This window comes from Sphingobacterium sp. 18053 (genome assembly GCF_902706145.1).
Taxonomy (GTDB): domain Bacteria; phylum Bacteroidota; class Bacteroidia; order Sphingobacteriales; family Sphingobacteriaceae; genus Sphingobacterium; species Sphingobacterium paramultivorum.
The window spans coordinates 619,201-634,725 of the sequence record NZ_CACSJW010000001.1 but is presented as its reverse complement, the minus strand read 5'-3'; the positions used below and the strand labels follow the sequence as shown (position 1 = coordinate 634,725).

17 protein-coding genes and 1 tRNA gene are annotated in these 15,525 nt (G+C 39.2%); 6 read left to right on the top strand and 12 right to left on the bottom strand.

The genetic code is table 11. The features are described from left to right. Window positions 1-98: 98 nt before the first annotated feature. Together GVK91_RS02915 and GVK91_RS02910 are read left to right on the top strand one after the other, a co-directional pair. Complete coding sequence (locus GVK91_RS02915; RefSeq protein WP_153845952.1) at window positions 99-515, top strand: hypothetical protein; 417 nt, start codon at window positions 99-101, stop codon at window positions 513-515. 39 nt (window positions 516-554) lie between these two features. Continuing rightward, window positions 555-2,147, top strand: coding sequence for an AraC family transcriptional regulator (locus tag GVK91_RS02910; protein WP_159726820.1), 1,593 nt, complete (start codon window positions 555-557; stop codon window positions 2,145-2,147). A gap of 4 nt (window positions 2,148-2,151) precedes the next feature. Here GVK91_RS02910 and GVK91_RS02905 read toward each other — a convergent pair whose 3' ends face one another. From GVK91_RS02905 to GVK91_RS02875, 7 genes are all read right to left on the bottom strand, one after another. Next, a complete protein-coding gene (locus tag GVK91_RS02905) occupies window positions 2,152-3,705 on the bottom strand; it encodes a M20/M25/M40 family metallo-hydrolase (protein WP_159726818.1) in 1,554 nt (517 codons plus the stop codon). A gap of 120 nt (window positions 3,706-3,825) precedes the next feature. After that, the gene (locus GVK91_RS02900) at window positions 3,826-4,926 is read right to left on the bottom strand and encodes a DNA alkylation repair protein (protein ID WP_159726816.1); all 1,101 of its coding nucleotides are present in this window, start codon (window positions 4,924-4,926) and stop codon (window positions 3,826-3,828) included. Window positions 4,927-5,010: 84 nt separating this feature from the next. Then, on the bottom strand, window positions 5,011-5,421 hold the full coding sequence (locus GVK91_RS02895; RefSeq protein WP_159726814.1) for a glyoxalase/bleomycin resistance/extradiol dioxygenase family protein: 411 nt from the start codon (window positions 5,419-5,421) through the stop codon (window positions 5,011-5,013). 96 nt (window positions 5,422-5,517) lie between these two features. Further along, window positions 5,518-6,201, bottom strand: a complete 684-nt coding sequence (locus tag GVK91_RS02890; RefSeq protein WP_153845956.1) for an ATP-dependent Clp protease proteolytic subunit — start codon at window positions 6,199-6,201, stop codon at window positions 5,518-5,520. Window positions 6,202-6,213: 12 nt separating this feature from the next. Beyond that, a complete protein-coding gene (locus tag GVK91_RS02885) occupies window positions 6,214-6,486 on the bottom strand; it encodes a hypothetical protein (protein ID WP_159726812.1) in 273 nt (90 codons plus the stop codon). Further along, window positions 6,467-7,000, bottom strand: coding sequence for an RNA polymerase sigma factor (locus GVK91_RS02880; RefSeq protein WP_159726810.1), 534 nt, complete (start codon window positions 6,998-7,000; stop codon window positions 6,467-6,469). Before GVK91_RS02880 ends, GVK91_RS02885 begins: the two co-directional genes overlap by 20 nt. 153 nt (window positions 7,001-7,153) lie before the next feature. Continuing rightward, entirely contained in the window at window positions 7,154-8,110 is a 957-nt protein-coding gene (locus tag GVK91_RS02875) for a helix-turn-helix domain-containing GNAT family N-acetyltransferase (RefSeq protein ID WP_159726808.1), read from the bottom strand. Between the two features lie 174 nt (window positions 8,111-8,284). Here GVK91_RS02875 and GVK91_RS02870 point away from each other — a divergent pair, with 174 nt between their 5' ends. Further along, a complete protein-coding gene (locus GVK91_RS02870; RefSeq protein ID WP_159726806.1) occupies window positions 8,285-9,064 on the top strand; it encodes a class I SAM-dependent methyltransferase in 780 nt (259 codons plus the stop codon). Between the two features lie 970 nt (window positions 9,065-10,034). Continuing rightward, window positions 10,035-10,364, top strand: a complete 330-nt coding sequence (locus GVK91_RS02865) for a YegP family protein (protein WP_159726804.1) — start codon at window positions 10,035-10,037, stop codon at window positions 10,362-10,364. 188 nt (window positions 10,365-10,552) lie between these two features. Here GVK91_RS02865 and GVK91_RS02860 read toward each other — a convergent pair. After that, window positions 10,553-10,626 (bottom strand) — tRNA-His (locus GVK91_RS02860). Between the two features lie 202 nt (window positions 10,627-10,828). Here GVK91_RS02860 and GVK91_RS02855 point away from each other — a divergent pair. Next, complete coding sequence (locus GVK91_RS02855) at window positions 10,829-11,389, top strand: DUF4230 domain-containing protein (RefSeq protein WP_153845962.1); 561 nt, start codon at window positions 10,829-10,831, stop codon at window positions 11,387-11,389. A gap of 563 nt (window positions 11,390-11,952) precedes the next feature. Continuing rightward, window positions 11,953-12,609 (top strand): response regulator transcription factor, encoded by a 657-nt coding sequence (locus GVK91_RS02850; protein WP_159726802.1) that lies wholly within the window; start codon window positions 11,953-11,955, stop codon window positions 12,607-12,609. A gap of 142 nt (window positions 12,610-12,751) precedes the next feature. Here GVK91_RS02850 and GVK91_RS02845 read toward each other — a convergent pair whose 3' ends face one another. The 4 genes from GVK91_RS02845 to GVK91_RS02830 form a co-directional block, all read right to left on the bottom strand. Continuing rightward, window positions 12,752-13,003, bottom strand: a complete 252-nt coding sequence (locus tag GVK91_RS02845; RefSeq protein ID WP_153845964.1) for a Rho termination factor N-terminal domain-containing protein — start codon at window positions 13,001-13,003, stop codon at window positions 12,752-12,754. A 71-nt stretch (window positions 13,004-13,074) separates the two neighbouring features. Next, window positions 13,075-13,644 (bottom strand): type 1 glutamine amidotransferase domain-containing protein, encoded by a 570-nt coding sequence (locus GVK91_RS02840; RefSeq protein WP_159726800.1) that lies wholly within the window; start codon window positions 13,642-13,644, stop codon window positions 13,075-13,077. A 177-nt stretch (window positions 13,645-13,821) separates the two neighbouring features. After that, window positions 13,822-14,556 (bottom strand): metallophosphoesterase, encoded by a 735-nt coding sequence (locus GVK91_RS02835; protein WP_153845966.1) that lies wholly within the window; start codon window positions 14,554-14,556, stop codon window positions 13,822-13,824. Window position 14,557: 1 nt separating this feature from the next. Then, window positions 14,558-15,301 (bottom strand): nucleotidyltransferase, encoded by a 744-nt coding sequence (locus tag GVK91_RS02830; RefSeq protein WP_159726798.1) that lies wholly within the window; start codon window positions 15,299-15,301, stop codon window positions 14,558-14,560. Window positions 15,302-15,525: the final 224 nt, after the last annotated feature.

Genomic DNA, 15,525 nt, shown 5'->3' with positions numbered 1-15,525 from the left:
GTCATTTTCGAGATGATAGTTGTCATTTTTAACACAAATTTAAAATAGGATATTTAGCGCCGATGATAGGTTTGCCTATATGGTTATTTATCTAATATATGGATACTGTAATATACGAGCCGAAAGAATTGCTGGTGGCCTTGATTGAATTGGAGAAAAGGTTAGCCACGGCACTTGGAAAATATTGCCCAAATAATGAGTTACTATTATCAGAGGATCTGGATAAGGCACTCGAGGATTTTTTGCAATTGCGTGAAGTCGCCGACAATGAGATCGGTTATCTTTCCTCACAATTGGCCCTTATACATTTGGAACGGGAAATAGAGCGTACGATCGAAGTTGTTATTGATTCCAATAATCTACGCGCATACTACGATTACAATGAATATGTCGTGAGGAAAGATGTAAAAAAGTTAGTGCAAAAAAGACAATGGCAGACCAAAGATGTGTTCTTGGCTGCGTTACTCGGAGGACTATTGACACTACTGCTGTCGTGGTTTTTTGTTTTGGATTAGAATATAAGTTTTACGAATATTTTACTGCTGTATAGGTTTATGATGAAGCCATTTATTTTTGTTTTTTTATTATTTCTCGTTTTGCTACAGCATAGTTACGGCCAGAAATTAAAGGAGGATCAGTTCAACAAACGTTACCTGGATGTTGTTGTATCTTTGGTAGCCATTGACATAAAGGAGGCGGAACGCGTTGCAGACTCTTTGCGACATGTCGCTAATACCGATGAACAGAAAATTAAAGTTTATATGTTGTGGTCTAAGCTTTATGAAAATAAAGGTGATATGAAACAGAGTATTCAAAGTGCTATGCGCGCGGATACAATCTCCAATGCAACCATGAACTTTTCCTGGCAGGCAACGACCTCGGGCTCACTGGCAACCTCGTTCCGTCAATTGGGCCTACTGAAAGCATCCGAGAGTTTTTTGAGAAAAGCTGAAGTTTCCAATGAAAATCAAACTGATCCGATCATGAAAATGCTTACACGTATCAATATTTTACATGAAAGAGCATTTCATAGTTTTGCCCAGGGTAATTATTTGGATGCCAAAGCATATGTGGTTAAGGCTTCATCCTATATTCAACACAATGCCAATGATGATAAAAAGGCATTGCTCATTAAAGCTACAAATGATCAGCTTATGGGAATTTGTGCCTTGAATTTAGGCGATTTGGCGGCTGCAGATTCTTTTTTGAACTCTTCCTTCGATAAAATTAAAACGGTTGAAAGTAATCTCAAACCGTATATCTATCGTGCTCAGGCCGAAGTGGCACTTGCACGCAATGATCTGAAAAACGCAAAGAAATACCTGGATTTGGTACAACCTTATCTCGAAAATGGTAGCGTAGAGGAACTAAGCATGTTAACCTACGAAACGTTGTCAAAATATTATAAGGAAAGTATAGATGAAAAAAAGTCACTTCAATATCGTTCCCTTTTTATTGACCTCAAGGAGAAAAGAGACAATGTAGCGAAGAGTATTTCCGATGATCTCATAGAAAACCTCAATGAAAGAAAGTTTTTTTATAGGAATAGGTTAATCTTCGCATTGGGCGGTATCACTGTGATCTTACTTTTGGCGACTGGCGTGATCTTGTTTTTTTATGAAAAACAACGGAATTATCGAAAAAAGTATGTTGATCTAATGGAAAAACAACCTGCAAAAATGGTTATTGGCAGCCCGCAGATCAAGCCCGAACTTCTGCTAAATGAGCGCGTAGAAAATCCGGGCAATATCAAAGCGAAAGAGGTTAATATGTCTAAAGAAACGGAAGACCGATTATATCAGTTCCTGCTCAAAAAAGAAGCCGAGTTATTTTATCTGGAAAAGGGAGTTACACTGAGCCAGCTTGCAGCCAGCATGGGAACGAACAGCCGTTATGTAACCTATATCATCCAAAAGTTCAAAGGCAAAGACTTTTACGATTATCTCCAGACAAGGCGGATTGATTATATTGTGGATAAGATCCGTACTTCTCCGGAGCTCCTGGATTTTAAATTATCCTATCTTGCAGATATGTGTGGCTTTGCATCATTAAGTAAATTCTCTTCTTCCTTTAAAACCGTTACCGGAATGCCACCTTCGGCATTTGTACATTTTGTAAAAATGGAAATGGAGCAATATAACCTTTAGCAAGCTAGTCCGTTTTGGCACTAGTTTCATCGTCGTAGTGACGCATAATGTAATAAAAATAGTCTATCATCTTCAGGTAGTTTTCAATGCTGATGTATTCATTGGTACTATGCATACTCTGCTGTTCAGCGTGATTAATTTTAATGGGCATAAAGCGATAAATATGATCACTGAGATTTTGGTATTTGATAGCGTCTGTTCCGCCAACGGTCAGGTAAGGCGTAACAATAAGATCAGGGTATAGTCTGCGGATAGAAGCTTCCATCATCTTATACGCTTTAACGTCTGTTGGTGAGACTTTGGATGCTTCTCGGGCATTGTCGACCTGTTCGATCTCAACATCAAACCCGCTTGTAGCCTGCTCGACATGATCCCGAACTTCCTGTATGGTGTTTTCAGGCAATAGCCTAAAATTGACGACAAATTCAACTTCAGGTGAAAGTACATTGGGGGCATCGCTGCCCTTCATCATCGTCAGTGCCGTAGTTGTTCGCACGAGGGCATTAGTCGAATGGTTTTTCGTTAGTTGAGCCAGAAGTAAAGGTTCCATAATCCAGCGATTAGCGATCGCAAAGCGGGAGGCAAAAGGCATACTACCACCAACCTGTTGAAAGAAGTTTTGGATAATAGGGCCGATCTGTGCTTTCATCTGGTGATTTTCTAAGCGCTGCATGATGACTGCCGCTTTACCAATTGCACTCGTTGTTGGTGGCATCGAAGAGTGCCCACCAAGACCTTTAACCTTTATTTTCAGGGATAAAAATCCCTTCTCCGCACAACCGATCAATGCTACATCGGAGCTGATTCCCTTGACCGAGCCCTTTTCCAGAATGAGACCACCCTCGTCATAAACGGCTTCGAATTTAAGGCCTTTTTCTTTGAAGTAGTCTGCTATTTTAGCTGCGCCGCGTACGCCACCAACTTCTTCATCAAAACCAAAAGCGAGGTAGATATCCCGCTTGGGCTGTACCTGTTCTCGAACCAACTGTTCCGTAGCTTCAAGTAAGGAGAAGAGCATGCCTTTCATATCTAAGCTTCCGCGGCCATAAATGCGGCCGTTGGCTACTGCCCCCGAAAAAGGTGCATAGTCCCATTCTTCGGCTATTTCGCTAACAGGCGGTATTGCCTGGTCTCTAGGCTGAAATAGCGTTGAATCGTTGTTTTTTATAGCAGCTGAACCGGGAGGAACAACATCCATATGCGAAAGAAAGACTAGCGGAAGCAAGCTATTGTCGCTTCCCTTGAGTCGAATGACCAGCGCGTGGCCATTGACCGTATAGGTTTCCAGAGAGCGATAGATCAGTGGAAAATTGTGCCTGATGTAACTATTAAGTTCTTCAAAAGGAACATGATTAAATAATGTCGAGTCGCCAATAGAGATTGTGGCTATTTTGATGCCGCCGGCAAATCGGGCAACAAGGCTATCATTGACCGCTGGCTGCACAGGCGTTGCAGCAGATTTTTTGACACGCGTAAACGGGTAAGTCAGCGTTCTAATTAAAAGCCCAATGATAAATAGGATAAGTAAGACAAAAAGGATTAAGAGAATTTTCTTCATAACAGACACCTCATATTAACATAAGAACTTACCTTATATACGCTGGGAAAAACCTGTCCAGCGTATATCCTGTTGTTTCTAGTAGAACACGAAAGCCCTTCGTTTGTTTCTTATTTCCCGTTAAATGTGCAATAGCTCAAATTCCTGTTGAACTGTTTCTTGCCCATTGACGATAATTGAAATTTTATGTTTCCCTGCATAGAATTTACGGGTAGTAATCAATTTGAAAGATTGCTTTCGCTCGATACGGTTTATTTCAGTTCCCTGATAGATTCGTTCACTAATTTTAAATACCTTTCGAGATAGCTGACCATTTGACTTTTGATAATACAACCCATACTCCAGACGTAGTGATCTGGCGCTGCTGCTTCCATTCTCAATTTCAAAGGAAAAAATAAGGTGTTCACCTATTTTAACTGCCGGTGTATGGATACTGAGATTCCTAATATGAAAATCACTACTATCCAGTCCATAAAAGCTTAGAATCGCTGGATGTCCTTGTTTGAGTAAGGTACGGCAGCCATGTTTGATGATGGCATCTGTATTTTTACTGATGCCATTCCACTGCTGGGCAATGGTCAGAACGAGATGGGGATGATCTTTGGCAATATCGTTGAGATTGTTGGCCACACTTCTTCTGACGCTCTCGGATGGGTCATTATGGAGGTTTTGGAGGATAGGCAGGATAGGGGAAGGGTCGTTTTTCAACGCTGGAATTGCCATCGCCCAGGGGAGTCGGGGCCTAGATCCTTCACTTGCGAGGCGTCGAACTTGAGGATGTGGGCTTTTGGACCATCTTTCCATTTCCGCGATCATACGAGATCCATAGTTGATAATAAATGGACGGACGGCAAATTCGCAGGTTATGAATCTCGTGACGATTTCAAATGACTGCACAGCTGTTTCAAAATCTCCGATGCCGTAAGTTTCGATATAGTCCGGAAAAATAACATATTCAAGGCCTCCCCGATGCTTCGTTTCTAGGAGATGTTCCACCACTTGTGTTAGTAAGGCCGCTGCTTCGGGAAAGGATGCCGGCATAAATTCATGTAAGGCCGCTGTGCTATGTTTTGTACGCTGTTTCCATTCCATTTCATGAAAACTGCCTGAAAAAACGCGTTTGATAAACTGTTCTCTGTTAAAACTGTTGTCAACGCGGTGGAACTGATCGGCAATAAACTGATAAAATTCCGGTGTATATATATCTTTAATTAGGGCCATGAGTTGAAGAAATAGCTGTTAAATATCGATTAAGGAAGACAAGATACTAATTTTTAGACTTTAGTATCTTGTCATGTGAGCGGATTAGTTCGTGGCTTCTACGCCAAATTTTTTGATCGCCTCAGAGCTCAGCGGAGTGAAAAAGTTAAGCATGTTACCATCGGGATCACAAAAAAGCAATGAGCGATTACCCCAAGGCATTGTTGTCGGCTCCTGAATGATTTTTGAAGCACTATTTTTGATCCGAATATATTCATGATCTACATTTTCCACTAAAAATTCAATAATAATAGGGGCCATGTTACCAAAGATAATGGGGCTGTCGCTAAACATTTGCATCGTACGAGTACTTCCTATAGCTATGGTAATCGAACTGGTGGAAAGCTCGGCAAAATCTGGTGTAAACCATTGAGCGGCGAGCCCCAGTATTTCTTCATAGAATCTGACGGACTGCTGAATGTCATTTGCAATCAGTCGAATGGATGTTAGTTTCATGCTGATATAAATTTATTGATGACAAAGTTAAAAGGGCCATTGACAATAGTCTGTCAATAGCCCGATTGAAACTGTCAATAAATTTACTTATCCTTGCTAGATTAGTACGTCGTCAATAATTCCAAATTCTTTTGCTTCTGCAGCAACCATCCAGTGATCCCGGTCGCTGACATCATGTACGCGTTGATAGCTCTGTCCACTGTGTTTGGCAATAATATCATACAGCTCTTTCTTGATTTTCAGCACTTGATTGGCTGTAATTTCGATGTCCGAAGCCTGGCCTTGAACACCGCCAAGTGGCTGATGAAGCATCACCCGTGCGTGTTCCAGCGCGCTACGTTTGCCGGCAGCACCGCCGCAGAGTAATATCGCACCAAAGGAGAGTGCCATACCAGTGCAGATCGTTGCAACATCCGGGCTGATCAATTGCATTGTATCATAAATACCTAATCCGGCATACACTTCGCCTCCGGGAGAGTTGATATACAGTTGTATATCTTTTTTTGGATCGACAGATTGAAGGAATAACAGTTGGGCTTGTACGATATTGGCGATGTTGGATTCTACGGGAGCACCCATAAAGATAATACGGTCAATCATCAATCTGGAAAATACGTCCATTTGTGATACGCGCAATTCGCGTTCTTCGGTGATATATGGCGTCATGGCCAACGGAATGCGCGACTGCTCGATGCCTGAAATATAATGATCCACCAGATCTTTTTGGACATAACAATGCCCTACCGCAAATTTGCGGAATTCATTTTTGTCAATCGTCATGATATTAGGAATTTAGGATTTGCTAAATAGCTTTATTATTTTTTTTCTAAAAGAGACATGTTCAGGATGCGTAAATAATGCCTGCGTTATGGCTTCAATTTCCATTTTCACTTGTTTGCGCCCGAATTGCCGAATAGCTGCATAAGCTTTTTGTTGCGCAATAACCTTGTGTGCCAACTCTTCGTCCAACACCAATTTCGCTTCAAAAAGCAGTGCATCTTCCGGCTCCGCTATTCCAAAGATAAACGCTTCTATCTGCTGAGTTTCATTCCATGAAGTCATCATAAACCAGGGATTTTTGTTTAACGGATTCTCTAACTTTCTCTAGGCATTTAAATTTCTGTACAGTGGCGCTCCTTGTTCCCGAATAGCCATATTCATCTGCAATTTCCTGCAGTGACATTTGATCATAATAGAAGCTTTTCAAGAGTTCTAAACATTTACGCCCAGCAGTCTCCAAAAAACGAAACAGCCTTGTGCTAGAAGGAGACTCTTCGGTTGTCAAAGCAATATCCACTTGATCCAGGGGAAGGTTTGGACTGGATTGACCATACCGTTTTAACCATAGATTTTTGGCTGTTCCAACCAAATAGCCAATATCGTTGTTTAGTGGTGCTGCTGTTAAAAGAATCTTTTCATAATACACCAGCAAAGCGTCCTGAAATACATCTTTGGCTTCATCCAAATTACCTCCCATGCGACTGATATACTTAGCCACGATGGGAAATGTACTTTTATACAAGTTCATAAAGAGCACCTGTCGGTCTATTGTTCGATTTGAATTGATCAATTGTTGCATAGCAATATCATTTATAGACATGTACCAATTTAGCGAAAAGTATCACCTTTTATTTGAAAAATTAGTTAAACAAAAATGCTTCCCTTTTTTGGGGAAGCATTCATTCGCTTATCTGATTTAGCTTATTCCAGTTTATGTTTCTACTGCTCAAGGCTATTTTTTTAAATCCAGTTCCATCTGGATATTACATCGTTGATAAGGACTTGGATAGCCGCTAATCTTTTGGAAACCCAACTTGTAATAGAGATTGATTGCAGGTTTCAAAATGGTGTTGCTCTCGAGAAACAGTTTTGATGCCCCTAAGGTTTTTGCTTCTTCAATAATTGCTCTTCCCAAAAGGTAGCCTATACTTTTGCCTTGCACTGTTGGGGATACCGCCATTTTTGCCAATTCATAGTCAAAATCGGGATGATTCATTTTAATAAGTGAGCATACACCTACAGGTTCATCGTTATAAAGAGCAACCATAATTTTACCCCCTTTTGCCAAAATATACTCCTCTGGATTGTCAAGTGCTTTATGGTCAGTTTCTTCCATTTCAAAATAGGTAGAAATCCATTCCTCATTCAAAGACTTAAATGCCAGGCGGTATGTTGAATTGTATGGAACAATGTTGACATCCTTACTTTCACGCATTTTCTTTTGTTCCTGAACGCGTTTCAACAAGGATTTTTGTTCAAGGAGAAATTCCCATTCAGCTAAAGCTTCCCATAGATTGTGCGTGGCTTCCTGGATAATCCCATCTATGGCGCGATCGATATCGATGCATTGAATTTTCATTCTTTCCCAAAGCATTTTTCCTTTATCGGTCAATCCAACCATATTTCGCCGTTTATCCACAGAGCGAAGGTTATCCTCTACAAGACCTGCGTTGATCATTTCTTTAACGATTTTAGTGACTGATGGCTGGGAGTGGCCAATCTCTGTTGCTATATCGGTAATTGTTTTTGAATCACCCTCAGACAAGATAAAGAAAACGGGAAACCACTTGGGCGCAAAATCAATCTGATAAAGCTCATGTAATCGGGCGGCCTCTTCCGTGATATTTGAAGCCATGTAGCGCAATCTGCTTCCTAATGCTATTTTTCCTGTTTTTTCAAATAGTTTCATTGTATTATAAGTAATTATATAACCAGTTATGTAAATGTAGGAAAATAATTTAAATGTTGTAAAATTTAAATTTTAAAATTCTGCTGAAACAAAAATATATCGTTGCTTTTTTCGTTATATTTCAATAAATTCAAAGCATAAAAAACCAGAACCCCTTAAAATAGACCGAAGGACATGAACGAGTTAGAAACTTATTTCCGAAATAATGATGCGAAGCTAATCAATAAATGGATGCATTATTTCGATGTATACGACAGACATTTTAGTCGTTTCAAAGGCAAAGAGATCGTGGTGTTGGAAGTTGGGGTTTTTCAGGGCGGAAGTCTTCAGATGTGGAAGAACTATTTTGGTGATCGTGCGAAAATTTACGGTATCGACATCAATCCGCACTGTAAGGAACTCGAAGAAGAGAATGTAGAGATATTTATTGGTTCACAGTCGGAACGGAAGTTCCTACGCCAGGTAAAAGAATCCATTCCGCCGATCGATATATTGATCGATGATGGCGGCCATACGATGATACAACAGATTGTGACATTTGAGGAGCTTTTTGATCATGTGAAAGATAATGGCGTTTACCTTTGCGAAGATTTACATACATCTTATCAGGTATTTTATGGTGGTGGCCATAAAAGGAATGGTACTTTTATTGAATACAGTAAAAATTTTATTGATTACATCAATGCTTACCATTCCGAACAACGTGGACTGAAGGTCAATGGATTTACGCGTTCGGTAAGTTCCCTACACTATTATGATAGCATCTTGGTCGTGGAGAAGCATCGAAGGGATGAAGCGCCGATACATATGAAGACAGGAGCGGCGACAGTGAAAGATTTCAATGCGGCTCCCACAGGATTCGATGGATTAAAATGGAAGATTAAGAAACCTGCTTTGACCATGATCAACAAGTTGCTCCGTTTTTTCCGTATTGGCGGGTTTATGTGGCGTTAATAGTTTGTAGAGATAGCACCTTTCATGTGTATTGTGTTGTTGTTATCTGAAAAAGATGCTTAAAACGTATTTTTCCCACCGTCACGGGGTAATAAAGGGTAAACGAGTCTTGAAAAATTATAAAATAGTTGAATTTGTAAACGGAAGGAATGATTATGGCAACATGTTTTATGCTTCAATAGATTACATTTGTAATGTAACAAAAACTACATCTACAAAAGATATACTTACCTCGCTTCGGTCTCCAAGAATCCGTCAAGTTCCGCCGGAGTGGGTAAGTTTCTTTACCCAATAATATATGTTCATTTATTCCTTTAGCACTGCAATATTTAATTAATTTGTAGTCTATCCTTTTTGATATTGACAGATTCTATTGTGTTAATGTTGGATGATCTTGCCGCAATATAATGCTCCATTTCGATTTTTCCGACGTAGATCCTCGGAATTTAGTTCAGCTTTCCTTTTAGAGAAGATTTAAGTAATATGTATGCTGTTAATATATGAGTGTCAAAAGTATAGTGTATATCATTTTATAGATTGGATAATTTGGTTTATTCCTTGCGCGATTTAAATTTTTACTTATACTATTTGTTGCCTTAGAATAAAAAACAATAGAAAATGAATTCAAATCATTTTTTATTGTTTTTGAAGACTGATCAGATGAAAAAAAATACTAGCCTAGTTGATAAATAAATTTGTAAACAAATGGAATGATTAGGATAATGAAAGAAAGGACTAATGAATTAGCTTTGTTCTTATTACGATATGGCAAAATTATTAGCTATAACATTTAATTTGCCTAGTTCCGGTTCCCAAAGAATCCGTCAAATAGACTGCTAAAAATCCCACCGTATCTGTATGAGTGGGATTTTTTATGTTTTATAATGAATTCCCTTGGACAGTATAACTTTTTTCAAATTGGATAAGGGGAATAATTTAAGATACAATAAGAGTAAAATAGCACTGACGTATGGGAATATTTGAGATTACATTAACGAAATATGGCGAATATCAGTTTCAATTAATCGCAGACAATGGACAGGTAATTTTAAATAGTGAATGTTATATAACTAAAGAAAATTGTTTAAATAGCATTGCTTCCATCCGTAGAAATGCAAAAGATGATACTAAAATTAAGTGTAGAGCCATCAGTGGAAAACTCTATTTTGAGTTAACAGGGACTAATGGCCAGATCATAGGTAGTGGCCTAAAGTATGAAAGCTTGACCAGTTTAATAAATGCAATTGAATTCGTCAGATCATTTTCTGAAACAGCATTGATCAATGACCGGACTCTTTAGTCATGTGTTTAATGATCTTAGGATAATATTTAATGTCCAATAATGTAGCCCTTTATTTTTCCTGAATGATCTACTTACAAAAACTTACTACATCGAACCGTATAGGTCAGCTCCTTTTTTTCTAATAGATTAGATTAACAAGGAGTTATAAGAAAACAAAAAAGGCAGATCATTTGATCTGCCTTTTGGGTAAGTAATCGGGCTCGAACCGACGACCCCTAGAACCACAATCTAGTGCTCTAACCAACTGAGCTATACCTACCGTGATTTTGATGTCACAAAAGTAGTATTATAGCTTATATGTTCCAAATGTTTTTTAAACTTTTTGACTAAACAATTGTCTATCAAAAGGTATAATTTTCAAGCATGCCCGTTTAGCGACCCTGGAGAATAATATTTAGGTAATATTTTCAGGTTAAATGCCTAAAAAAGCAGCTTGGTCTTTAATTTGTATACTATATTTTATGGGAAAATTTTTAAAATTTTTAATTATCGTAGCCATTTTGGCAGTGGGCGCTTGGTTCGTGTATAAAAAATATAACAGCGGACCGACGGTGGAAAGCAAACATCAGTTGTTGGTGGATCGTATTGAAGCAATGGGAAAACTGGAATTGGTCAAATATCGATACAGCGATGTGGTGGAGCATAAAAACGTGAATACGTTTTTACCGGATGCAAGTGTATTGTTAATTGTCAAAGCAGATGCAGTAGGCTGTGTGAACCTTACAAAACTTAGTCCGGAAGATATCAAGGTGGTAGGGGATTCGGTTTCCATCAAATTGCCGGCTCCAGAAATCTGCTACATTAAGATCGATCATGAAGCATCCAAAGTCTATGATACCAAAATGGCTTTCTTGCGCGAAGCAGAGCTTGTGGATGAAGCTTACAAAGCTGCGGAAAAAGCTGTTGCTGATGATGTTAAGAAATCAGATATTCTGCAGCAAACCAAGGCCAACGCAACCACCGTGTTTAAACCGCTCTTACAGGGATTGGGGTTTTCGAAAATCAATCTGACTTTCGAATAAATTCAAAAAAAAGCTAGGCAATGTTAACATTGCCTAGCTCTCTACAATAAATCTAATCTCCAGCCATCTCTCGACGGGTGGATTTCATAATTATGCTATTATTAAGCAAAGAACAATAGCCAAGTTATATTCGTTTTACTTTTTTGTTGATGTATCGGGTTGTGGTGTTGGCGGGATTTCTCCACGGGATTCTGCAGATGTGGTATCGCGATATTGTATCGTCGTGGTATCGTTGGGAACGGAGTCCCGCATCAGTTCCTTTGATTTTTAATCATCAGTTTTAACGCCATTACATTTATAGGTTGCTAAGCAAATTAGACCGACGGTAATTAATTTTGTTGGGTTTTTCATATTATTTATTGTTTAATGATGGCATGCCGCTGCATACACTCAGCCGAAGAACAAAGCTCAGGTCAAAAGGATTTCGGATTTTAAATTAGCTATTATGATAGAAAAAGAAATCAAACATTATATTATTTGTTTTTAGATAAATTAAATTGTAAAAAACTTTTTTCAATTGAGTACTGTTCCTATGAGTACATAAGTTCATTAAACAGATAGATATGATTCAGATATTGCTTGTCGACGACCATCATTTGGTAAGATGTGGTTTTCGGCTGATTTTAGAAACGCAAGATGATATCGCTGTTTTGGCTGATGTTGAAAGTGCTGAGGCAGCCTTGGATGTTTTAAAAATCCATCATCGACCGGATATGATCCTTACTGATATTAATATGGGCGAAATGGGAGGGATAGCCCTCATTGAATTTGCCAAACAGAAATACCCCGATATAAAAATCCTTGCGTTGACGATGGAAAATGACAAACATATAGCGGCAAATGCATTGCGTGCCGGAGCAGATGGCTATTTAGTGAAGGATAGTAGTTGTGATGAGGTACTTTTTGGCATTCGGCAAGTTGCTAAAGGAGAAAAATATATCAGTGGTTCCTTAAGTGTTTCCTGTCTTAATGAGTATAAAAACTATGCGGGCAGGGCCCTGGACCTAAACCGTATTTTGTTAAAATATGATATTTCAGAACGGGAATTGCACGTTTTGGAACTAATCGCTGAGGGATATACCAATGGTGAGATTGCTGACCGTATTTTTTTAAGCAAACGTACCGTAGAAGGACATCGACAAAAACTTATCGAGAAAACCAATACAAAAAATACCGCGGGCCTTGTCCGATTTGGTTTTCATCATATGCTTTTACATTAATTGAACAACAACAATAGATGAATATGGCTACAAAGAATGAAAACCGCGTTGTCGGGACCAAAATGGAAAAAAGAAATAAAAAAGACCCGCATCTGCTGCGGGTCTTTTTTATAGTGGCCGAACCTATCCGTTAAAAACGGGTCTATTTTTTGCCCTGTTTGTCGATGGCTTTAATAAGTTCATCTTTTGTCATATCATGACGTCCTGTGATATCCATTTTCTTTGCCATTTCCAAGAGCTCAGCTTTGGTTTTTTCGGAACTTCCATTTTGTGAACTCTTAGACGCAGAAGCGCTTTTAGCAGTTGCTGGAGCTGATTTTTTTTCTTTGTTGTTGCTGTTGCCCTGCGATTGTCCTTTGGCAGTCGTATGGCTTGAACTTTTTGTTGTATTCATTATGTTCTGTTTTATTTGTTACTTATATGCTGAACATGTTACAGGTGCAAAAGGTTGGTCGTTTTAATACGTTATTGGATGGTACTATTACGCTTTGTTCTTTTTTCCATAGCAAATGCTTTGATAATGGCTTTATTAAAAGCGGGTAAATCGTCGGGCGTGCGGCTCGTAATAAGTTTATCGTCAACGACGACGTTACTGTCTTCCCATAATGCGCCTGCATTAATCAGGTCCATTTGAATGGCTTCGACAGACGTTATTTTTCTATCACGTACCAAATCCGCATTAATAAGTAATTGTGGACCGTGACAAATTGCCGCGATCGGTTTATCGCGTTCCCAAAAAGCATTGATCAAAGCAATAGCCGTTTTATTGGTTCTCAATTTATCTGGGCTTATGACTCCGCCGGGTAGCAGCAATCCATCGTACTGATCCTCTTCTGCCTCCTGAAGAGCAACATCGACAGGATAATCATTTGACCATTCATCACCATTTTTTGCGCGAACTTTTCCTTTAGCCGGTGATAAAATATCTGTTTTGGCGCCTGCATTTTCCAGCGCTTCTTTGGGACTGGTCAATTCAATTTCTTCAAATCCATCGGCTACCAATATGGCAATCCGCTTATTTTTTAAATTTTCCATATCTAAAGTTTGTTTGTATTATATGTTTTGTGTTCTTAAAAGGAACGGATCTAAACCTACGAAGGTTTGAAATAAATTACCTTCGAGCTGGGGTTTGTCAGTTGCCATAATGTCAAGCTAAAGTTGATTTTGAATAAAAAGTAACGGATAAAACTACACCAAACGAATAAAATTTAATTAAATATCGATAAGTGCAAAGCAGGTATCGTCGCCATGATGAGCTTTCAATACAGGTACTGCCACATTATAAATGGGTATTCCGGCAGGGGATAGGGCTTTGAATTTTCCCGCATGCGCATGCCCATGAAAGGCGGCAGTAACTTTACGCCGCTGGAGCGGCTCCATTAAATGTGTTGAGCCTAAAAAAGGATAAATCTGTTCGGGTTCACCCAATACTGTTTCTGCGATAGGTGCATAATGGAGCAAAGCGACTTTTTTTATAGCTGCATGCTCTTGCTCTAACCTTGCCAACGCGCGGTCCAGGAGCAATGATTCGTTAACAGCTTCCTGCACAAAACTTTTCATGGCATCTTCGCCGAACATCGATAACATATAACGGTCAAATCCTCCACCAAATCCTTTTATCCCAGCAAAACCAATATTTTCGATCACGATTGCTTCGCCGTCCAAAACCGTAATTTTACTGTCGGTCAAAATTTGGCGAATCTGTTTCTGCCGTCCCTTTTCATAATCGTGATTTCCTAATACGGCGACGACCGGAACTTTGATGGATTGAAGTTCGGCAACGAGTAATTCAGCTTCTTCTTCATCACCCGTGTCGGTTAAATCACCACATAATAGCAGGACTTTTGCCTTTTCTGAAATCTCTTCAAATTTTGTTTTCCATTTTCCATGCTGATAAGCATTCATATGTATATCGCCCAAAGCGGCTATTGTTGTCTTTTTATTCATCTCAAACAGTTTTTATGGTATATGATTTATACGCCCATTCTTTAATATCGATCTCATATTGCGTCTGGTCGATGAGCGGTCCCAGGCAAACTTTCTCTAAGCAAGGAGGTAGTTCATACTGATCTGCTGCCCGCTTAATAAGCTGATCAAATAAGTCCTTTGGAAGAATATCGCGATAGTCATGCGGATAGGTAAACTGAAAGATGAGCATTTGAGCCAACAAGAGGTGCCAATGTTGATCCATCCGCGCCAATAAGCGATCCCAGTCCAGTTTCTTCCCATATTTTAGCCAAATATGGTTTATATCGGCGCTGTCGTGCCGCTCTCTGTTTTGCACATACAGTTTACACCAAACGAGTTCCTCTGCGGGCATATAACGTACTGTTGTATCAAACAGCACTCCTTCAGGCCCCCTGTCAAACCAATCTTGTTCCACAGTACAATTGTGGTTAACACTATCAAAAATAATATCAATAAAGTAGGGGGGCTTGTAAATCTTGGCCAGCCATCTCACATCCGTCAGTTCTGTTTTATAACCGCTAGCGGCAAAATGTTTGAGAATTTTTGGGTATTCGCTGCTTTTGCAAAAAATATCCATATCCTTCGTAGGCCGTATGATCCCAGTGTAGTGAAACATGGCCAAACCACCACCTACCATAAATTGACATCCGTTCTCCTGCAGCAGCCTCAATGTATCCTGAAAGAAAGCCAAGCAATCCTCAGGTGGATTATCTAAATGAATCATATTGTCTACTTTTCCTTAAAGACAGTCAAATAAATGAAGTAGTTTGTTGATAGTCAATGAAAACGTATTATCCACCTGTTTAATAGGTAAAAGTACTCAATTTAAAAATTGTTGGAACTCGGAGGGCTCTTATCGATGTTCTGAAATAAAATGTTCTGAAATAAAGTAAAGGCTCATTGCCCGATGAAGTATGGATGGGCGTATAACAAAGATATAAAAACAGC